General features: G+C 48.2%; 25 protein-coding genes and 2 tRNA genes. 17 read left to right on the plus strand and 10 right to left on the minus strand.

Translation table 11 applies throughout. From position 1 onward, the window contains the following. Nucleotides 1-4: 4 nt before the first annotated feature. From B1H58_RS15475 to B1H58_RS15515, 9 genes are all read left to right on the plus strand, one after another. Entirely contained in the window at nt 5-340 is a 336-nt protein-coding gene (locus tag B1H58_RS15475; RefSeq protein WP_085071365.1) for a hypothetical protein, read from the plus strand. Continuing rightward, the gene (locus B1H58_RS15480; RefSeq protein WP_085071366.1) at nt 340-1,290 is read left to right on the plus strand and encodes a hypothetical protein; all 951 of its coding nucleotides are present in this window, start codon (nt 340-342) and stop codon (nt 1,288-1,290) included. The genes B1H58_RS15475 and B1H58_RS15480 overlap by 1 nt, the downstream gene beginning before the upstream one ends. A gap of 90 nt (nt 1,291-1,380) precedes the next feature. Then, entirely contained in the window at nt 1,381-1,800 is a 420-nt protein-coding gene (locus tag B1H58_RS15485; RefSeq protein ID WP_085071367.1) for a PH domain-containing protein, read from the plus strand. A 56-nt stretch (nt 1,801-1,856) separates the two neighbouring features. Continuing rightward, nucleotides 1,857-2,309 (plus strand): Gp138 family membrane-puncturing spike protein, encoded by a 453-nt coding sequence (locus tag B1H58_RS15490; RefSeq protein WP_237172416.1) that lies wholly within the window; start codon nt 1,857-1,859, stop codon nt 2,307-2,309. A gap of 121 nt (nt 2,310-2,430) precedes the next feature. Continuing rightward, nucleotides 2,431-2,811, plus strand: a complete 381-nt coding sequence (locus B1H58_RS15495; RefSeq protein ID WP_085071368.1) for a contractile injection system sheath initiator — start codon at nt 2,431-2,433, stop codon at nt 2,809-2,811. Beyond that, on the plus strand, nt 2,795-3,973 hold the full coding sequence (locus tag B1H58_RS15500) for a baseplate J/gp47 family protein (protein ID WP_085071369.1): 1,179 nt from the start codon (nt 2,795-2,797) through the stop codon (nt 3,971-3,973). The genes B1H58_RS15495 and B1H58_RS15500 overlap by 17 nt, the downstream gene beginning before the upstream one ends. After that, complete coding sequence (locus B1H58_RS15505; protein WP_085071370.1) at nt 3,973-4,695, plus strand: baseplate wedge 1 family protein; 723 nt, start codon at nt 3,973-3,975, stop codon at nt 4,693-4,695. Before B1H58_RS15500 ends, B1H58_RS15505 begins: the two co-directional genes overlap by 1 nt. Next, on the plus strand, nt 4,688-5,761 hold the full coding sequence (locus B1H58_RS15510; protein ID WP_085071371.1) for a hypothetical protein: 1,074 nt from the start codon (nt 4,688-4,690) through the stop codon (nt 5,759-5,761). Before B1H58_RS15505 ends, B1H58_RS15510 begins: the two co-directional genes overlap by 8 nt. After that, nucleotides 5,762-6,187 (plus strand): hypothetical protein, encoded by a 426-nt coding sequence (locus B1H58_RS15515; RefSeq protein ID WP_085071372.1) that lies wholly within the window; start codon nt 5,762-5,764, stop codon nt 6,185-6,187. It abuts the gene before it with no gap. 2 nt (nt 6,188-6,189) lie between these two features. Here the strand turns inward: B1H58_RS15515 and B1H58_RS15520 are convergent, their stop codons facing one another. The 5 genes from B1H58_RS15520 to B1H58_RS15540 form a co-directional block, all read right to left on the minus strand. Continuing rightward, nucleotides 6,190-7,224 (minus strand): hypothetical protein, encoded by a 1,035-nt coding sequence (locus tag B1H58_RS15520; RefSeq protein ID WP_085071373.1) that lies wholly within the window; start codon nt 7,222-7,224, stop codon nt 6,190-6,192. Between the two features lie 7 nt (nt 7,225-7,231). Further along, entirely contained in the window at nt 7,232-8,662 is a 1,431-nt protein-coding gene (locus B1H58_RS15525; RefSeq protein ID WP_085071374.1) for an MBOAT family O-acyltransferase, read from the minus strand. 435 nt (nt 8,663-9,097) lie between these two features. Then, entirely contained in the window at nt 9,098-9,307 is a 210-nt protein-coding gene (locus tag B1H58_RS15530; RefSeq protein WP_085071375.1) for a hypothetical protein, read from the minus strand. A 138-nt stretch (nt 9,308-9,445) separates the two neighbouring features. Further along, nucleotides 9,446-9,519, minus strand: a tRNA-Gly gene (locus B1H58_RS15535). A gap of 1 nt (nt 9,520) precedes the next feature. Then, nucleotides 9,521-9,596 (minus strand) — tRNA-Lys (locus tag B1H58_RS15540). Nucleotides 9,597-9,837: 241 nt separating this feature from the next. Between B1H58_RS15540 and B1H58_RS15545 the strand changes: the two genes are divergently transcribed. The 6 genes from B1H58_RS15545 (at nt 9,838) to B1H58_RS20840 (ending at nt 13,016) form a co-directional block, all read left to right on the plus strand. Then, nucleotides 9,838-10,251, plus strand: a complete 414-nt coding sequence (locus B1H58_RS15545; protein WP_085071376.1) for a hypothetical protein — start codon at nt 9,838-9,840, stop codon at nt 10,249-10,251. Nucleotides 10,252-10,737: 486 nt separating this feature from the next. Continuing rightward, entirely contained in the window at nt 10,738-11,058 is a 321-nt protein-coding gene (locus tag B1H58_RS15550; RefSeq protein WP_157130192.1) for a hypothetical protein, read from the plus strand. A 233-nt stretch (nt 11,059-11,291) separates the two neighbouring features. Further along, on the plus strand, nt 11,292-11,633 hold the full coding sequence (locus B1H58_RS15555; RefSeq protein ID WP_085071378.1) for an MliC family protein: 342 nt from the start codon (nt 11,292-11,294) through the stop codon (nt 11,631-11,633). A 97-nt stretch (nt 11,634-11,730) separates the two neighbouring features. Next, nucleotides 11,731-11,883 (plus strand): hypothetical protein, encoded by a 153-nt coding sequence (locus B1H58_RS20695; protein ID WP_157130193.1) that lies wholly within the window; start codon nt 11,731-11,733, stop codon nt 11,881-11,883. A gap of 383 nt (nt 11,884-12,266) precedes the next feature. Beyond that, nucleotides 12,267-12,479, plus strand: a complete 213-nt coding sequence (cspE, locus tag B1H58_RS15560) for a transcription antiterminator/RNA stability regulator CspE (RefSeq protein ID WP_085071379.1) — start codon at nt 12,267-12,269, stop codon at nt 12,477-12,479. 390 nt (nt 12,480-12,869) lie between these two features. After that, on the plus strand, nt 12,870-13,016 hold the full coding sequence (locus tag B1H58_RS20840) for a hypothetical protein (RefSeq protein WP_167373296.1): 147 nt from the start codon (nt 12,870-12,872) through the stop codon (nt 13,014-13,016). A gap of 46 nt (nt 13,017-13,062) precedes the next feature. Here the strand turns inward: B1H58_RS20840 and B1H58_RS15565 are convergent, their stop codons facing one another. Further along, nucleotides 13,063-13,302 carry a DinI-like family protein gene (locus B1H58_RS15565; RefSeq protein ID WP_038625468.1) on the minus strand — a complete coding sequence of 80 codons (240 nt, stop codon included), beginning with the start codon at nt 13,300-13,302 and terminating at the stop codon, nt 13,063-13,065. A 187-nt stretch (nt 13,303-13,489) separates the two neighbouring features. On the opposite strand from B1H58_RS15565, the gene iraP reads away from it, so the two are divergent. Beyond that, nucleotides 13,490-13,780, plus strand: a complete 291-nt coding sequence (iraP, locus tag B1H58_RS15570) for an anti-adapter protein IraP (protein ID WP_085071380.1) — start codon at nt 13,490-13,492, stop codon at nt 13,778-13,780. A gap of 100 nt (nt 13,781-13,880) precedes the next feature. Here the strand turns inward: iraP and B1H58_RS15575 are convergent, their stop codons facing one another. Beyond that, nucleotides 13,881-14,204, minus strand: a complete 324-nt coding sequence (locus tag B1H58_RS15575) for a DUF6388 family protein (protein WP_085071381.1) — start codon at nt 14,202-14,204, stop codon at nt 13,881-13,883. Nucleotides 14,205-14,425: 221 nt separating this feature from the next. Here B1H58_RS15575 and yedD point away from each other — a divergent pair, with 221 nt between their 5' ends. Beyond that, entirely contained in the window at nt 14,426-14,905 is a 480-nt protein-coding gene (gene yedD, locus B1H58_RS15580) for a lipoprotein YedD (protein ID WP_085071382.1), read from the plus strand. Nucleotides 14,906-14,976: 71 nt separating this feature from the next. Here the strand turns inward: yedD and fliT are convergent, their stop codons facing one another. Genes fliT through fliD form a run of 3 tightly spaced genes read right to left on the minus strand, consistent with a single transcriptional unit; the run spans nt 14,977 to nt 17,166 of the window. Then, the gene (fliT, locus tag B1H58_RS15585) at nt 14,977-15,336 is read right to left on the minus strand and encodes a flagella biosynthesis regulatory protein FliT (protein WP_085071383.1); all 360 of its coding nucleotides are present in this window, start codon (nt 15,334-15,336) and stop codon (nt 14,977-14,979) included. A 2-nt stretch (nt 15,337-15,338) separates the two neighbouring features. Continuing rightward, nucleotides 15,339-15,746 (minus strand): flagellar export chaperone FliS, encoded by a 408-nt coding sequence (fliS, locus tag B1H58_RS15590; protein ID WP_085071384.1) that lies wholly within the window; start codon nt 15,744-15,746, stop codon nt 15,339-15,341. Nucleotides 15,747-15,759: 13 nt separating this feature from the next. After that, on the minus strand, nt 15,760-17,166 hold the full coding sequence (gene fliD / locus B1H58_RS15595) for a flagellar filament capping protein FliD (protein ID WP_085071385.1): 1,407 nt from the start codon (nt 17,164-17,166) through the stop codon (nt 15,760-15,762). Nucleotides 17,167-17,307: the final 141 nt, after the last annotated feature.

Here is a 17,307-nt window from a genome sequence, read left to right on the forward strand (position 1 = left end):
ACACATGGACCTGATAACCAATATCACCGACGAACCTATTCAGCGGCATGTACTTCTGTTTGAGCGTGGTGAGGCGGTAATGACAATTCGCCATCTGCCAACGGTAGAAATGTGGAAGATGCGCATGGAATACAATGGTGACTTTATCGACGGCGTTAAGCTATCGCTGGGAACGCTGCATTTTCGACACAAGAACTGGCCGTTTGATATTGCGCTGCTCACCACTGATAACTCCGGCATTGATCCATGCCGGGCTGATGACTTCTCTACCGGACGCTGTGAGATGTATATGGTGACGCCGGAAGAGATGATTGAAGTACGCGGGGGAGACGTGCCGTGATGGAAACCTTTTATCGTGACTACCGGCTGACGGTCGGCATCGGCAATCAGGCAGTGATTATTGAGCCGCCAATGTCAGTGTCTTTCAAAGCACTCGAATCGGTAGATAAGAAATCACTGGGAAAACTATCAGTGTCGATAAACGGCCTGAAACCGTCGACACGCCTGCAACTGGTAAAATCTGAGGATGATAAAAAATACATCCCGGTACGGCTGGAGGTTGGTTATAACGAAAAATTGCGGCAGGTTTTCCAGGGCTCTGTAAAAAGTGGCGCCGTGAAAAGAGAAGGTCCGATTCACGTCGTAAGCTTGGAATGCGAGGATGGCGGTCACGACTATATCAATGCGTTCACATCGCGCACTGTTCGCGGCAAAGAGCGGGTAGTAGATGCTGTGTTGCAGGACATGCCGAACACGAAGAAAGGGGCGGTTACGGGTCAGCAGCAGTTGATCCGGCCAAAGGTTCTGGTAGGAAGCTCAAGCAAAATCCTGAGTGACATGTTGTCGCCTGATGAAGCGTTTTTCATTAAGGATGAGCGCATCAATATTCTGAAATCGAATGAGGTGGTATCAGGCAACATACCGGTGGTGAATGCCAGGAGTGGACTGCTCAATACGCCTCAATCGACTAAGGCAAGCGCACAGGCGAGTGGAAACCAGAAGAAGCCAGCCCCTACTAACAATCCAGTAACCGACCCCGGCGGAGACAGTAAAGAAACCGTGGATTCCAGCACGTTAGTTTCTCAGGTGAAAGGCCAGATCGTCTTCGAAACAAAACTAAATCCAATGCTCAGAATTGGTGGTCTGTGCTCTCTGGAGAGCGTAACAAACCCCGCGCTGAACGGGGTTTATAAAATTTACCAGATTGAAACCAGCGGGCAGTACACCGGACCAGCATGGACACAGAAGGTTGTGTGCCAGCCAGCGGGCGAGTATAAGGTCATTACTTAAAATTTATTGATTAATCTCTCCAATAACATATCGAAACAAATTTTGTAAGGTGATATTATCCGAATCCCTTTGCAAAGGAGTTTTTGGGATATGTCCTATATCGATTCAAATCTGGTTGGCAATGAAGAAGTTTTGTACCGTGGAAAGGTGACTCTATTAGCATTGATACCATGGGTTATCTGGGGTTTGATTCTGGCGATGTTTACCATGGGGGTAGGCTTACTTCTCATTCCTTTAGGTTACTTAAGTCTCCGCTCTAACGAGGCAGGAATAACAAACAAGCGATTGATTGCTAAAGCTGGTTTGATAAAGCGAGATACTGTAGAAATCCCTATTAAGAAAGTATCAAGCCTGCAAATCAAACAGGGTATTATTGGTCGCATCTGCGGTTACGGCTCCTTGGTAATCAGTGACACCGGTTCTGCACATGCCCCAATACGCTTCATCAAAGACCCAATGCGCTTCCGTCAGCGCTTCTTTGAGGCTCAGGAAGCTGCAGAGTCAGCTTAAGCCTAAAAAAAGCACATAAGCCCGCCACCTGGCGGGTTTTTTTATGGGTGAAATTCATGATTGAAGAACTCCACGACACCATAGGTCAGGGTGTCGATTTTGCCCTGGCTAATGTTCACACCATTGTCATAGCAAAAATCACTGCTGTAAACGAAAAAACCATTAATTGCGTACCAGTTATAAATCGTGTTGTGGATGGTGCGAGCATCAGGTTGCCCGAGCTTATCGAGGTTCCGCCGGTCATTATGCAAGGCGGTGGGAGCTACATTGTTGAGCCTGTGAAGCCTGATGATTACTGCCTCGTTCTGATATCAGAGCGCTGCTATGACTCATGGTATGCCGGTAGTGATTTCGTTCCGCCGCTTGAAATGCGCATGCACGACTACTCGGACGGCTTCGCACTATGCGGCGTTAACCCGCTCGCGTCTGCGATATCAATTCCAAAACAGAATCGCCTCATGATGGGTAATACCGATCATTCGGGGATATGGTTATTACAGGAAATCTGACTGTCACAGGCGATATCACCTGCACAGGCCGCCTGACAGTTGGCGCAGCAACAATTGGGGGTATTGATTTTGGCGCGCATACCCATCGCGGTGATAGCGGTGGAAATACAGGAGGGCCTCAATGATCGTATCTGCGCTCGATAAAGATGACGACTGGGGGTTTGGCCGCGGGAGGGCGAATTACATCACTGGCGGGGCCGCCATTGCCCAGAAAGTTAAGTGCCGAATCCGGTCATTCAAAAACGACAACCCCCTCAACATGGCAGATAACATCGACTGGTTTTATCTGCTATCCGAGAAAAACACCGAACAGCAAATACTGCGCGAAATAGAGCGCGTCACGCTGGCAACAGATGGCGTGATGCGGATTAACAATCTGGAGTTGACCGTCAATAAACGGACCAGACATCAGATTATCGAATTACGCATCCAGACAGTATTTGACGAACAGATAATCAACTTCCCTGTTGGCGGAGCGCAGAGCGATGGCACTACAGTTTGATAATAACGGCCTGCAGATAGATACATTCAGGGATATATTCCAGAGCCTGAGCGACGGTTATAAGGCAATTTACGGTCAGGATATCGACCTCGATCAGGAGTCGCCCGACGGCCAGCGCGTTGCAATCGAGGCACAGGCACGCACCGATATTGAAGCGGCGCTGCAGTGGATTTACTCGCAGATGGACCCGGATTTCAACACTGGCGACATGCAGCAGATCATCGCAAAGCTGCACGGGCTTTATCTTCGCCCTGGCTCCCGCTCTCAGCGAGATCTGAAGGTCACAACTGACAGACCGGTGCTTTTGTACAGTGGTTACAAAATTCGTGACCAGGCTAATCAGGTCTGGTTTGTCAGGCAAGATATTACGGTGCCGGCCGGCACGACCACGGTTACGTTCTTTGCGCAAAACTTTGGAAAGGTGACCGGGCTGATATCCGACACCTTCACTCAGATAACACCTGAGCTGGGTATTCTGAGCATCATCTCTGACACTGCCGTTGTTGTGGGAAGGGATGAGGAAACACCCGAACAGTTTCGCCAGCGCCGCAACAGGTCACTGGAAAACCCGGCCACGGGCAGCACTGGGGCCATATTTGCAAAGATAGCGCAACTCGCCGGTGTAACCGATCTCAATATCGATGAGAACGATACGAAGTTTGATGATGCGGAAACCGGTATTCCTGCCAACTCGATATGGCTGGTAGTGGAGGGTGGTGCCGTGTCTGAAATCGTTGAGGTCATGGTTAAGCAGAAGGGCGGCGGCACAGGAACTAAAGGAAGCGTTACCGGGCGCTACATTGAGTCACTGGCTCGGCCTGACGGCTCCATCCTTCAGATAGCGCATGACCTACAATTTGACCGTCCTGTTTACAAGCCGCTGTACATCAGGCTTACGGCCCGACGCAAGATTACCAATGACCCGGTCGATCAGGATTCACTGAAGGAGGCTCTGGCATCCCGGGAGCTGCACATTGGTGAGAGCATTGACGCAAACGAATTTTACGCCGACGGGTATAGCACAAGCCGTGTGAACTATGTACTTACTGACCTCATGATCAGCAATGACGGAAGCACATACACCGATGCGGAACTCTCTCCGGGATTTCAGGGGAAATTCACCTTAAGCACCAGTGATATCGACATCACCGAGGTGACCTGATGAATAACGACATCATTAACCGCTATACGCTGATGCTCATCCGGCAGTACTGGGAGAAGCCGAAAGCCAAAGCTGAAATTCAGGCCATGATGAAGCAGTGGCAGATTATTGCCGACTTCATTCGCAACCCTGACAACTTTGATATTGATAAAGCGACTGGTTACCGGCTGGACGTTATTGGTCGCATAGTGGGGTTATCACGAAGCGTTCCTGCAGTGATTGCAAAGGTATTCTTTGGCTTTGAGGGGCATGAAAACTCAGCTGGCTTTAAAAGCAAGTCCAAGCCCGGCTACGTGGGGGCGCCATTCTACAGTAAGTTTTCGCCGGCTTACGGTGATTATCAGCTTGGAGATAATGAATACCGGCGGTTCCTGAAGGTTAAGATCGCTAAGAACGCCACGTCCGGAACTATAGCGTCTGATGATCGCGTCAGCCTGCAGGAGGTCATTCAGGCCGCTTTTAACGGAGAGGCTTACGTTACAGACCGCAAGGATATGACGCTGGCTCTGAATATATCCCCTCAGATATCCCTGGATGAACTGCGCCTGATCGTAAAGCTGGGCCTTTTACCCAAGCCTGCCGGCGTCAGATACGACTATTACTATCAGGTTACGCCCGGGCAGACGTTTGGGTTCTCAAGAAACCCCTCAGCCAGAGGGTTCGCAAGCAAATTCAATACCGCCTATCAGGGCGGTTTTTTTTCGAGGAAAATTCATGTCTAAGATTGCACGATACGCAGGGAATCTTCCCGCTTTTGCATCTAATGCTCAGGGACTGGAGCGAACCGTCTTCGGTGGGACGGCGCAGGCTGACGATTTGACATCACAGGTTACTGACGCATTTCGCCGTGGGTGGGGAATAGTAGGCCCGTCTGAGAATCCCTCGCTGGAGGATTTCAACGCCGCGTTCTATACGCTGAGCCAGCTCATTTCATACCAGCATCAGATGGGTGTGCCGGAATGGGATGCCGCTCAGGAATACTATGTTGGCTCTCTATGCATCAGGAACGGAGATGCATACTCATCTGTTGCCAGTAACAACATTAACAGTCCTCCGCCATCATCAAAATGGGCGAAGTTGATTAATGATAAAAATGGTCTTCTTAGCCTCGGGTTGAGTGATGTCAGCGGCTTCGTCGGCCGGCTTATCAACATTCAGATTTTCGCAGTAAGTGGCACATACACCCCATCTGCAGGCGCAAAAAAGTGCATTATAGAGGCTGTTTCCGGAGCTGGCGGCGGCGGATCTGTAATTAATATTTCATCTGGGCAATCTGCTGTCGGTAATGGGGGGGTTAGTGGCGAATACGTCAGAACCCCTTTAATAAGCGCTCAAGCTCAAGCTATAACTATTGGTGCCGCTGGATCAGGAGGCACGGCAGGAAATCCTGGCAATGCAGGCGGAGCCACCCTTGTAGGCTCAATAATAAGTCTGCGAGGTGGTCCTGGCGGAGGAAGTGGTTCTGCATCAACTAACAACTTAATCGCCCAAACAAATGGGGCCTTATCTGGCACGCTCAACTATCCAGCAAACTCTTTATTTATGTCTGCCTCTTTGGGCCCCAGAGGACTGATCGTTAACCCGGGCGTCGCTTCAGGCTGCCTCGCTGGTAGCGGCGGGTCATCCCCTCTAGGGAAGGGTGCCGACGGTACAAACGCCACAAGTAATGGATCTGACGGTTCCGGATATGGCTCTGGCGGTTCAGGCGCAATAAATATTGGAGCGAACCCATCACGATCTGGTGGTTCTGGCACAGGCGGAGTTGTGATTATTTGGGAGTATGCATAAATGTCGACATATGCTCTTATTAAAGATGAAATGGTTGTAAATGTTGTTGTATGGGACGGCGAAGGACAAATGTTTGATTCCTTCACAACATATGAAGTTAAAGAAAATGAACAAATCGGACCCGGATTCTCAGCAAAGAAAGACAAAAAAGGGTCTTGGTCTTTTACACCACCATCTGTAGTAATGACTGATGAAGAGATAGCATTGGCAAATATTTCCACAGCTCAGTCTGAGTATGATGTTGCAACTGCAAATATCAATGCTCTTAGACAAATTGTAGAAGATGGAGACTATGAGGATAGTAGCGAGGAAGAGATTAAAAATTTAATCAATGAATGGACTTCCTATCGTATAGCGCTTCGCTCTTACCTTAAAGCTGCAGACGGGAGCAAAGAGCTCCCTAGAAAAGCTGAAGATAACAACTAACTTCAAGCGCCATGGATAGGCGCTATAACCTCTCTTCTCAGGCAATCAAGAACCTTATTGGCTCTTAATTCCTCTCCGCTCTTGTTCAAGTGGTAGTAAGTATCAAAAAAATACTTGGAGTCCAGATTGAATTCATAAGGTTTGCAGTGAATATCAATCCCTTCTTCACTCACTTCCCTCTTAATTTCTGATATGAAGTGGCTAGAACTTTCGTTCATTTCATTAAATGATTCAGATTTAATCGATGCCGGCCAGATTAATATTAGCTTTGCACCCTTCGATTCAATGGCTTCTTTTAGTTTAATAATTTGATCGATGCTATATTTCGCAGGCTTAGACGAAGACTCATATGTCAGAGGTGAACCCTCTGCATCAATATTTGACATGAGGCTCTTTACATGACTGGTCTGGTTTTCTGGTGTTATTATGTCACCATTGCGTTTTATTGATTTATAGCTGTAACCCCGATATACACCAGTAGGTATAAATCGCTTAATGTCATGCTCGCTGGTTAAAACTCGCCTTTTTGGCGTAAGCAGCCCCTCAAAAACTCTTCGTGCATCGGTATGCGCAATAAAGCTGGCTTGATCAAAAATATCTAACCCATGGAGATAGTCAGCCCCCCATGCAATCATGTTGTTTATAAACCAATCTGAATACATGCTTTTTCGCACATAATAAGTATATTCTAGCGGAGCGACAAAAATGTCGCCTTTTTTCGCGATGTTACTTGCTACCTTTGACAGGTAACTCATGTCGAGTGACGCATGTAAGCCAAAGTTAAACGTTGGTATTCCTGTGCCTTCCTCAATCACGCTACTGTCAAAACCAAAAAGGGAGTTTGAACCGGAAATTATAACTATTCTTTCTGGCGATTTTACTTTTGAAAGTAAATCTGTTTTTTTAATTACTGTTTCTTTTAGCCACCACTCGGCCTTGACTGGCGCTCCAATCTGCTGCTTATACAACAATGCGTAAACTGCTGATAAAGAAATGGCCGAGATAAAAAATACTAATACCTTAACTGTGTTTTTCATGATGACCTCAAAAAGCAGCGTAAATGAAAGCAGCTGCAGAAGCACCGCCAAACATAAATATGATAGAGGCAGCTAAAGCCAGCCCTGCAAGCACCGTTCTCAGGAACCCAATTTCCCCTGAGTTTATCACTTGGGCAGTGTTCTTTACGGTAAAAACAAAGAGCAATACGACGCTGACATACATAGCTGCGTATGTCGTCACTTGGTTAGGGCTGAATACAGATTTGAGCCAGTTCCAGTCGTTGTAAGGGTCACGATAGAGCCAGTTACGTAGCTCTACCAAATCAGGCCTGAACATAGCGCAGAATATGTTGTAGGCCGACTGAACACTGTCGGCGCGGAAGGGTATCCATGACAAGTTGATGAACAGAATGGTAACCAGCCATCCAGCAAGCGCCGGCATCCTCAGCCCGGCCTTCTCCCACAGCACGTTAACGATCGTGGCGATGCCATGCATGGCACCCCAGATAATGAAGTTGAGTTCGCTTCCGTGCCAGGCTCCGCTTATCAGAAATGTGATGAGCAGGTTAGCCATGGTCCGCGGCATTCCCTTCCTGCTGCCTCCTAGGGGGATATAAACGTAATCCCGGAGCCAGGTAGACAGTGATATGTGCCACCGGCTCCAGAAATCCCGGATGTTCACAGCCTTGTATGGAGAATTGAAATTATCCGGGAGGCGGATACCCAGCAGTAATGCTGAGCCGATAGCGATGTCAGAGTAGCCGGAGAAATCGAAATATATCTGTGCAGTGTAAGAAAGGCTCGTTACCCATGCCTCGGCGAAACTCAATGCTGCAGTATTGGCATATCCGACATCTGCATAACGAGCGAAGAGGCCAGAGAGAACTACCTTTTTGAATAGTCCAATGGCGATTACCGTCAGTCCGGCCAGCACCATAGACGAGCGTATCATCTCCCGGGAGTTTGTTTGCGGCATCAGTGACTGCCACCGGGTGATAGGACCTGCGATCATCTTAGGAAAGAACAGCACGTAATAGAGATAATCGAAAAGTGCTACCCGCTCAATCTTCCCTTTGTAGGCGTCCACTAAAAAGGAGATCTGCTGAAAGGTGAAGAAGCTTACCGCCAGCGGCATGCCGTATGTGCGAAGCCAGTCAGTAGCATATGCAGCGCCAATCGGAACAAAGTGGTTGTACTTGAGAACGCACAGCAAAATTACATTCGCAGTCACACCAATTATCATCGCCAACTTACGTCTTCTGGGGGACATGATAATAGCTCGGTATGATGCATAGCTCACTAAACATGAAGCAGCCAGAACCGGAGCGCCGGTATATGTTGTGTAGACATAGAAATATGCAGAAGCGGCGATCATGAATAACTTACTTCCACTAACGCTAAAGCGCCTGATCAGGTTGTATGCCACGGCAGTAATTGGCAGGAATAGCAGGATAAAAGACAAGGAATTGAAAAGCATCTGTTAAGCCTGGTAATTTTTATTGGGAAGAATCTTAGTTTTAAAGAGAAAGGTTCACAAGTGGTTACCGATGATGATGTCTAATGCAGTAGATAATTTGGTGAGACAAATTTGGGACATGCAGGGCTTTGTGACCTTTGCCAAAGCTTTGCTGCTCACAAAACGCGCATTGGATGGGTTAGGGCATATGTAGGGCAAAAAATTACCGCAAAGCAACTCAAAGCCACGGCAGGCAAGGAATCGGTTTGCGGTAATGCATTGCAAAAACTCACATCACCCAGCATCAACACAGCATAGCGGCACTATGAGGTGGTTTCATGAATATGCAGGTGTAGTGGGGCCTGGTTCAGGCCTGTTTGTTAAACCTTGCCTGGAAATATCTGCCTGATAATAAAAAACCCCGCAGGAGCGAGGCTTGTTGAGTTCAGTGGTTTGTTACAGCAATGAAAAGTGCCATGAGCCAATGGCTTTTCGGGTCAGGATCATCACCTTTTCTTGCTCATCTATAACGACGTAGAACTGATCTTTAACTTTAAGGTTGCGTGGGAAGCCTTCATTACCGTCGTATCGTACGGTGATTTTGCCCCCAAAAACCTCAGCCTCCGCCTTTTTATCAAACTGGGGCAGGTAAATTGTTTTCTTCACTGTTTCTCCTCCTTCTGATTGCGCGTCGCTGCTGTATGGCGACGGCGTGGCGATCTGCCTGTAATGTTCGATACCGCCCTGAAGTATTCCCCAAAATCTGTCGACTGCGGCATGTCACATGTAAAAAAGAGGGAAGCGTGGAGCGGCCAGCGGGAATCGAACCCGCGTCATCAGCTTGGGAAGCTGAGGTAATGCCATTATACGATGGCCGCCTGGTGGGTCGTGCAGGGTTCGAACCTGCGACCAATTGATTAAGAGTCAACTGCTCTACCAGCTGAGCTAACGACCCAGGCGGGAAGTATCCTACCACAACATATAAGGTAAAAATTGCGTCATATCAAGGGAAGCTGATACCAGTTAAAACATTGATAGCAGCGAAAGCGCGTACTGCATAGCCGGTAAATAAAAATGCGTTATGTTTTTGGCGGGCAGCGAGGATACCCAACAAGAGCGGGCACATCATCAGGTTTCTACTACGCTAAAGATATTCTTATCAGCTGTATCACCTTCATTATGGCAAGGGGGATGTGATGTCTGAAGATAGAGAAGTTAAAAACGTCGTGGCAAGCAAAATGCGCGATATGGATTTGGTTTATCTCACCAATATAGTGAATGCGGTCGGCGGATCTTTTGGAATTACCCTGTTCCTGAAAGGCACGGTGATCAGCGGCTTAATGATATCTGGTAAAGAGTACTACTCAACGCTGGCTGAAAACTTAGCGCAGGTGGGAGATATCGGTGAAAACCTGGCGGAACACTTTGCGCGGGTCGCGGATGATGTTTACGCCCCTGTTTCTGAAAGCGAATCTATCCCGGCAAACTTTATCCATATGAAAGATCTGAGAGTTAAATCAGGTAACGGCGAATTTGATGAAATGCACAATGCCCTGCTACGGCTAAAAATCGAAGAGATAGATGGCCACATTGTGGGTAACGTATCTTAGCATGCTGTTATGTTTATCAGGCCGCCTGCGGGCGGCTTTTTGTTGCCGCAAGTCACTGGATGCGCGCGTTTTGGATATGGGATGAACAATCAAAGGGTTTTATAACCGATAGCAATAATTAAATAAAATAAGTAAGAATAATTAGCAATCTTATATCGTGAGCGCTATTTTTTATTACATTAATAAGCAAATTACGAACACTGAATAATAATTGGGTGGGTTTTTTTTGATAAGGTAAGCTACTCAATGGAAATAATAAGCTGCCTGAAATTTCATCATTTTCCGTTATCTGTGATACCAGGGAAAATCTGATTTTAAGCACTATTATATTGAATAAGTGAATTAGGGATAAAACTGCGTTTTTATTCTTGATTTCGATCATTTTATCAACATCAGGCAATGGCTAATAATAGCGCTCTTTAATAAGCATGGCAGTTTGTTCTTATTGTTAATTTTTATTTGCACAGCATAATAACAAGGTTATTTATGAGTAGAATGGTTTCAGATTGGTCGCCAGAGCGTATCAGGTCATTACTTAGCTGGATTGAAAAAAGAACGCCTGAAACGGTAACGCTTAATGCTAATGATTTTTCCTCTTTAATGCTTTATTGCGAACAGCTGCACAGTCATGATGACAGCACGCTATTACTGGAAAATGAAAAGCTAAAGAAAACCATTGCCGCACAGGCGCGAAAAATAGAACAGATTAGCCAGTCGCCAGCGAAGGCGAAACGCCTGGCTATTGCTATCGCAACGATACACAGCTATGCGGATGAAGCGTTGAAATCTGGACGGGTGAAGATGTAGCCTTAATAACGTACAGGGCTTAAAATCCATCGTTGAGTCATCCCCGTTATGCATTTGCTCGCAGAGCCAGGCGGTATCAGCTCTGCGATGTCCCAATTTTGTGTCACTATTATTTGCTGAAAGGCGGGGAAATTAACGCTAATAATGAGTGTTAAACAGGATGGCGGAATGAGTGCGGGGCTTTCAGGAAGTACCAAATCCGCCTCCGGGTGCGCTGATTTTAAGGAGGAGTTATGCATAAAAATCAAGCAGGTCTGGCCGTGATCGCTATGTTGCTCTGCGGATGCAGCACACCGTATTCATTCCCGGGAAAGGGCGTTACCGACACGACGCAGGCGATTTACCGATGTGATGATGGTCAACGGCTTGAGATCACTTATTATAATAACCAGCCCAACGCACTTGCAGTAATAAAGAAGGGGAGCGGCCCTGAAATAGTGATGGCTAACGTGATATCAGGCAGTGGGGCGAAATATAACGGTAATATCTGGCAGTGGTGGAGCAAAGGCCGAAGCGGTATTTTTAGCGACCTGATGAAGGATACCAGTACGGAGTGTCAGGCAATTGCTGAATAGGGATCGTTACTGTTTTCAGCAGGTTTTCGCGTAGTTTTTATCTTAGGCCGCCGGGGCTCTGCTAATCTTTAAAAGAAAGAGATGAGGGGAGCGAAAAATGAACAAACGTCTACTTTTTGCCATTTTAGCGATTGCGTTTTTAGCTGGTGCTATTCTGCGTTTTATGGCCGGCGGCATGGCTTTCGGGGTGATGTTTTTAATCCTTGCGGCAGCTTCTGCCTGGTTTAGTATTAAAGCGAAGCGGGAATAACACGCCCGCTGCCATTCAGGTTACTATTTGTGCGGCGTAGCAGAGAATATTAATAAAACAAAGCGCAGCAGCATTATTTTTCCCTATACGTTTCTTTACATATCGATGAGGTCAGTACGCACAAGCGCTGCGCTTATTATTTCATACCGCACAGTAAAACAATTCAAAATAACGCTTGCGCTCAATTAGGTTCCATGAGTAAATGACGCATCGGTTTGGAAGTCAGACCTTATGAAAGCAGTTTTAGTAAAGCAGTCCTCATTTAAAGCGTTATCTTAGATACCCTTCTTCTTGAGCCTCTTCTAAGTGCCCAGTAAGTATTCTCTGCAATACAGACCTTGTATGCCACGCTAGCTGGCTCACCAATTAAGAAGGAAGTTACTATGTCTAACAAAATGACTGGTTTAGTAAAATGGTTTAACGCTGAGAAAGGTTTCGGCTTCATTTCTCCGGAAGATGGCAGCAAAGATGTATTCGTACACTTCTCTGCAATCCAGAGCAACGATTTCAAAACCCTTGATGAAGGCCAGAAAGTAGAGTTCTCTATCGAGAACGGTGCTAAAGGTCCGTCAGCAACTAACGTTGTTGCGCTGTAAGGCGTTTTAGCCTGCATCAAGCCTTGCGATAGCGATGAAGGTTTTAACCTGAGCAGCAAAGGCCATGATAAAGGCAAAAGCTTCGGTCTGCTGACCGGGGCAATCTTTCAAAAGCGGCTGATTTATCAGCGCGTATTTTGAATAAAAAGCTCACTTCGGTGGGCTTTTTTTATGCCTGAAAATCCGCTCTGCCTGCAAAGTGTTATCAGCCGGACCACACTAAAGCGCATAACAGGCGGTCAACACAAGTCCGGTGTAAAGCCGTTCGGGACAAACGGCAGGTCAGGCGCATTAACTGTGACCGCATCGACAAGAGATAAATTTCTTGCCCGGTTATCTGTGGCCACCACCTACACTTATTAAGCCCCTGTCGGGTTACTGGAGGTTAAAATGTCAGAGCGTCCTGATGTAAATGATCCGTTAGAAGATGATGAGCCCGTACCGCAAACGCCGGACGAAATCGCTGACGACGATGACGATGCCGATCCGCTGGAAGATGATGACGATGAAGGCCAGGATCCCAGTACGGTAATCTAGCCAAAAAAACCGCCCCAAAGGGCGGTTTCTTTATCTGACAGACGGGTTATTCCGCTACCAGCCACATATCCGCTTCATCAAACATCTCTTCAACGATGCGGATAATGATTGATTTATCGCTTTTGCTGGCGTCGCTTTCAATGGCGTTACGCTGCATAGCCTTAGCTTTTACCTCTGCATCCGGGAAAGTGCGATGAATTCTTTTTTGCAGCTCTTCCAGAATAAGTTCATGCGCGCCAGGCAGCCCGGCAACGTTGCGCTTGTCATAAATCAGTTCAACAAACATGGGTAGCAATCCTCTTGATTCGGCACCGCTCGAAGCATCCGTTATCATACTGGATATGCAAACAGTATCAAATGCATTTTTTAACGTGCACATCAGAAATAATTATTCCGGTTGCTTTACGTATTGTCTTATACAACTTGCACCATTTGCGTGGTAGTTTCGATCGCAAAACTAAAAGGGGATCACCATGAAACACCTTGTCATCGATATTTTGATGAAACTGGCAAAAATGGATGTGGAAGCCAAAGAACTTACAGCGCAGGTGGAGGCACAATCATTGCTGGTTGCCGCGCTGTTGTTAACTGCCGGGAAAGAAGGGTCTGACAGCATCGAAAAGAACATTAGCAACGCTATACTGGCCGCTTCGCGGGCATCACCCGACGTGATCCAGTCTGATATTGATTTGCTCTTAACGCACATTAACCGTTTGCTGGCGGTAACGCGCTATATCGATGAAGACGTGGTAGAGCGAAGTTAACAACAACCTCTGAAGGTGCTGATCCAGCGACACCTTCAGAGGCAGTATGATGACGGTGCGGCATTGTTATTGACGCATTTTACTGTCACTTATTTAGCCGTTATAAATCATTTTTCTGGCAAAACTCTTCCCACGTCATTCCCAGCGCTGCCGCGTGCTCTTGCAGATAGGTTTCAATTGCCTGAATCGCTACTTCTTTATCAGGTTCCGCCAGCTGAATAGAAAACAGAATGGCATCCTGATTTTTAGCCCGCAAAAACGCGGCATAAAACCGATCCGCCTGCATACTGCGATACTGTGCCAGCGACATATTAAACCCGTCTGCTTCTTGCTGCGTCAGGCCATCAAGGGCAGCCTGAAAGTCAGGATGGGCTGACAAAAACATTGAACGGGCGATAGCATAATACTCTTGAGGCGTTTTCATGGGCGTAACCTGTAAATAATGATGGCGTTAAGTGTAACCTGAGGCGACGCAGCTGTCAGGCGATCGCCATCTAACCGCCGCAAAGTTACCCACTGCCCGGGCGGGGTGGGGAAAAATGTTCTTAATCACCTGCATTAACCCGACTGATGCGCAAGTTTCTTGCGCTGGCGGGGTGAAAAATTATAACGTAGCCGCCATCAAATGAAGGTTAGGGAGCCAGAATGAAAAAGTGGATGCTGTTGGGCGCGCTGGCGCTGACGGGCTGTGCGCAGATTGATCAATATCAGCAGGCGGTAAAAACACCGGCTCCGGCCAATCTGCAGGGTTACTGGCAAACTACCGGGCCGCAGCGCGGGCTGATTAGCGATCGGGCGATGGGTAGCCTGATCATTACTGCCGAAGGCGATACGCTGGACTGCCGCCAGTGGCAGCGCGTGATAGCCAAGCCTGGTAAGCTGACGCTGCTAAACGGAGAATACGTTAACGTGAATAAGCAGCTGCGCGTAATGCCGCTGGCACTGGAAGGCAATGAACTGCATTACGACAAGCTGACGCTGAAAAAAGTAGAGCAGCCGACGATTGAATGCCAGCAGGCGCTGGAGCAGGTGGCGTTACAGCCGGATGCCGCGGTTATTCAGAATATCGAGCCGCACAATATGCGCGCCGTTTTCGCGACGCAACCCGCCGCAGGCCAGCCGTAGCCAACAGAAGATGACGCGCGGGCGTCATCTTCTGCATTTCGGTTATCCATGCCTTTATCCGGCGCCCCGATTTACAGATCGGAAGGGTGCAGGACATTACCAGAAAAACGGCCATAGGCGGAGGTAACGTTTTTCTGCTGATTACCCTGATTAACCATCGTGCGCAGCTCATCCATGCGGCTGACAAGCAGACTTTTAATCAGGTTTTCATTATCCAACAATTGCTTCAGCAGCGGGCGGATTTGCGTTTGCAGCGCGGCGGGCAGGGAAGTGCCGGCCATGGAAAGCGTCACGCTTTCTACCGCCTGCACATAGCCCATCTCATGGCCGATCAGCTCATCCCATTGGCTCTGCTTCGCCAGCGCCAACATGGTATTACTAAGCATCAGCAGCTGCTGATAGCGGCGCAGCAAATCGAGGTTAGCCGACATTATCAGGCTTCCTGAGTCACGTGCGCGTTCGGCCCGATCTCTTTCCAGGCATCGGCAATATTGGTCAACAGTCTTTCCACTTCGGCAATCGCCTCAGCGTCATTATGCAGGTTGGCATGCAGCAACCTGCGAGTCATATAGTCATACAACCCATCAAGGTTCGCTGCAATTTCGCCGCCAGCTTCATGGTTCAGGCCGGCGCGCAGGCCGCCAGTGATAATGTTGATCGCTTTAGAGAGCGCCTGACCTTTGCCGGGAATGTCGCCCTGTTCCATCAAAATGACCGCTTTTTTCATCGCGCTTAGCGCGCCATCAAATAGCAGGACCACCAGCTGATGCGGCGTGGCGCTCATCACGGCACTTTCAACGCCAACCTGGGCGTAGGCCTGGATTCCCGATTTTGCGTACATGTTATTCCTCTGATTAGCCATTCATCGCGTTGAACTGTTGGGTCAGGTAGTTCCCGGTCTGCGTCATCGATGAAACTAAAGTACTTAAGCTGGTAAATTGCGTTTTATAGCGCGCCATGGTCGCCTCAATCTGGGCGGTGACCTGATCGTACTGATCGGACAGGCGCTTCAGCGAAGTATTGATACCGTCTTCCGCACGCTGAATTGAACCGTCAGAAGCCAATATGGACTTCAGCAGATTGCTGGCCTGGGTGGCGAAGCCGGTAGTTTTACCGTCGCCTGACAGAAAATTCACCACGCTGGTTGATTTTTCATTCAACGCTTTGTTCAGCTTATCGCTGTCTACCGTCAGCTTGCCGTTAAGATCTTGCGTCACGCCAATTTGCGACAGCAGCGAAATATCACCGCCGGTCTGCGAAGCGGTGGACAGCGTTGAGCGCAGGCGCGTTTGAATATTACGTAGCGTGCCGTCACCCAACAGATCGCCGTTACCGGTATTCTGACTGCCGCTGCCCTGATCCACTGCGGTATATATCGTCTGGTTAGCGATGGTGGTCTGCAGCGAGTTATAGGCGTCAACGTAGGCCTGTACTGCATCAACCATCGGCTGATTATCTTTTTCTACCGTCAGGGTTTCCGGGTTGCCGACGTTGGTTTTCGTCAGCGTCAGGGTGACCCCTTCCGGCGCATCGGTGATGGTATTGCTGCTGCGCGTAATCGCCACGCCGTTAAGCGTTAATTGGGCGTCTGCGGCGGCAACTTTTTCACTCATTGCGTTAGTGCTCGACGATTTATCGTAGCTAATGTACTGCGCCAGCGAGCTGTCATCGGTGGTCACCGTCATTTCATTAGCGGTGCCGGTATCGCGCGAGGTCAGCGACAGGTAATAGGTGTTATCGTCAGATTTAATGATGCTGGCGGTAACGCTGCCCTGCTGTTGGTTAATCGCATCACGAATATCCGCCAGGCTGGTTTTATCCTGAGCCAGCGTTACGGTCATCGGTTTTGACTGGCCGCTTTGCGCAATGGTAATGGTGCGCGAAGCCAGCGAGCTGTCGCCGAGATCGGTATCTTTACTGGTGGCAGATTTAGAGAGCAGTGACTGCGCTTTAGCCAAAGTAGTCACTTCTACCGAATAGTTACCTGCCGCTGCGTCGTTAGCCAGCGCCGCGCTAAAAGCGGTATTAGTGCTGCTGACCTTGGTTGATGCGATACTGGAAGTATCCTTCAGCTTATCAGCGGCGGTTTGCAATTTTTCCAGCGACGTTTGCACGATACCCCAGGCGGTTAGCTTCGCCTTATAGGAGGTCTGCTGGGTAGTAATCGGCGTCAGGCGTGTTTTTTCTGATGTCTCAAGGCTGTCATACAACGATTGCAGATCGAGACTGGTTCCCGCACCGAGAGAGCTAACACTTGCCATGTTGTAATCCTTTGTTGGTTGACTATCACTGGGAAGGGTATCGGCAGCAGTTGAGAAAATATTAGCCTGAATGGAAAAAAACAATCGGCAGATAAAAAGCCCTTCTTTATTGCACTTCCGGCTTTAACCCGTTTGCGAATT

Source organism: Pantoea alhagi (assembly GCF_002101395.1).
Taxonomy (GTDB): Bacteria; Pseudomonadota; Gammaproteobacteria; order Enterobacterales; family Enterobacteriaceae; genus Mixta; species Mixta alhagi.

Excerpts from the sequence above, each read along its gene's own strand:
- B1H58_RS15545 (WP_085071376.1), top strand. The coding sequence starts at position 9,838 with ATGTCTGAAGATAGAGAAGTTAAAAACGTCGTGGCAAGCAAAATGCGC.
- B1H58_RS15475 (WP_085071365.1), top strand. The coding sequence starts at position 5 with ATGGACCTGATAACCAATATCACCGACGAACCTATTCAGCGGCATGTA.
- B1H58_RS15565 (WP_038625468.1), bottom strand. The coding sequence starts at position 13,302 with ATGTTTGTTGAACTGATTTATGACAAGCGCAACGTTGCCGGGCTGCCT.
- B1H58_RS15480 (WP_085071366.1), top strand. The coding sequence starts at position 340 with ATGGAAACCTTTTATCGTGACTACCGGCTGACGGTCGGCATCGGCAAT.
- B1H58_RS15510 (WP_085071371.1), top strand. The coding sequence starts at position 4,688 with ATGTCTAAGATTGCACGATACGCAGGGAATCTTCCCGCTTTTGCATCT.
- B1H58_RS15550 (WP_157130192.1), top strand. The coding sequence starts at position 10,738 with ATGAGTAGAATGGTTTCAGATTGGTCGCCAGAGCGTATCAGGTCATTA.
- B1H58_RS15525 (WP_085071374.1), bottom strand. The coding sequence starts at position 8,662 with ATGCTTTTCAATTCCTTGTCTTTTATCCTGCTATTCCTGCCAATTACT.
- fliD (WP_085071385.1), bottom strand. The coding sequence starts at position 17,166 with ATGGCAAGTGTTAGCTCTCTCGGTGCGGGAACCAGTCTCGATCTGCAA.
- yedD (WP_085071382.1), top strand. The coding sequence starts at position 14,426 with ATGAAAAAGTGGATGCTGTTGGGCGCGCTGGCGCTGACGGGCTGTGCG.
- B1H58_RS15575 (WP_085071381.1), bottom strand. The coding sequence starts at position 14,204 with ATGAAAACGCCTCAAGAGTATTATGCTATCGCCCGTTCAATGTTTTTG.
- B1H58_RS15520 (WP_085071373.1), bottom strand. The coding sequence starts at position 7,224 with ATGAAAAACACAGTTAAGGTATTAGTATTTTTTATCTCGGCCATTTCT.
- B1H58_RS15500 (WP_085071369.1), top strand. The coding sequence starts at position 2,795 with ATGGCACTACAGTTTGATAATAACGGCCTGCAGATAGATACATTCAGG.
- iraP (WP_085071380.1), top strand. The coding sequence starts at position 13,490 with ATGAAACACCTTGTCATCGATATTTTGATGAAACTGGCAAAAATGGAT.
- B1H58_RS15515 (WP_085071372.1), top strand. The coding sequence starts at position 5,762 with ATGTCGACATATGCTCTTATTAAAGATGAAATGGTTGTAAATGTTGTT.
- B1H58_RS20840 (WP_167373296.1), top strand. The coding sequence starts at position 12,870 with ATGTCAGAGCGTCCTGATGTAAATGATCCGTTAGAAGATGATGAGCCC.
- cspE (WP_085071379.1), top strand. The coding sequence starts at position 12,267 with ATGTCTAACAAAATGACTGGTTTAGTAAAATGGTTTAACGCTGAGAAA.
- B1H58_RS15485 (WP_085071367.1), top strand. The coding sequence starts at position 1,381 with ATGTCCTATATCGATTCAAATCTGGTTGGCAATGAAGAAGTTTTGTAC.
- B1H58_RS15495 (WP_085071368.1), top strand. The coding sequence starts at position 2,431 with ATGATCGTATCTGCGCTCGATAAAGATGACGACTGGGGGTTTGGCCGC.
- B1H58_RS15555 (WP_085071378.1), top strand. The coding sequence starts at position 11,292 with ATGCATAAAAATCAAGCAGGTCTGGCCGTGATCGCTATGTTGCTCTGC.
- B1H58_RS15490 (WP_237172416.1), top strand. The coding sequence starts at position 1,857 with ATGATTGAAGAACTCCACGACACCATAGGTCAGGGTGTCGATTTTGCC.
- B1H58_RS15505 (WP_085071370.1), top strand. The coding sequence starts at position 3,973 with ATGAATAACGACATCATTAACCGCTATACGCTGATGCTCATCCGGCAG.
- fliT (WP_085071383.1), bottom strand. The coding sequence starts at position 15,336 with ATGTCGGCTAACCTCGATTTGCTGCGCCGCTATCAGCAGCTGCTGATG.
- fliS (WP_085071384.1), bottom strand. The coding sequence starts at position 15,746 with ATGTACGCAAAATCGGGAATCCAGGCCTACGCCCAGGTTGGCGTTGAA.
- B1H58_RS20695 (WP_157130193.1), top strand. The coding sequence starts at position 11,731 with ATGAACAAACGTCTACTTTTTGCCATTTTAGCGATTGCGTTTTTAGCT.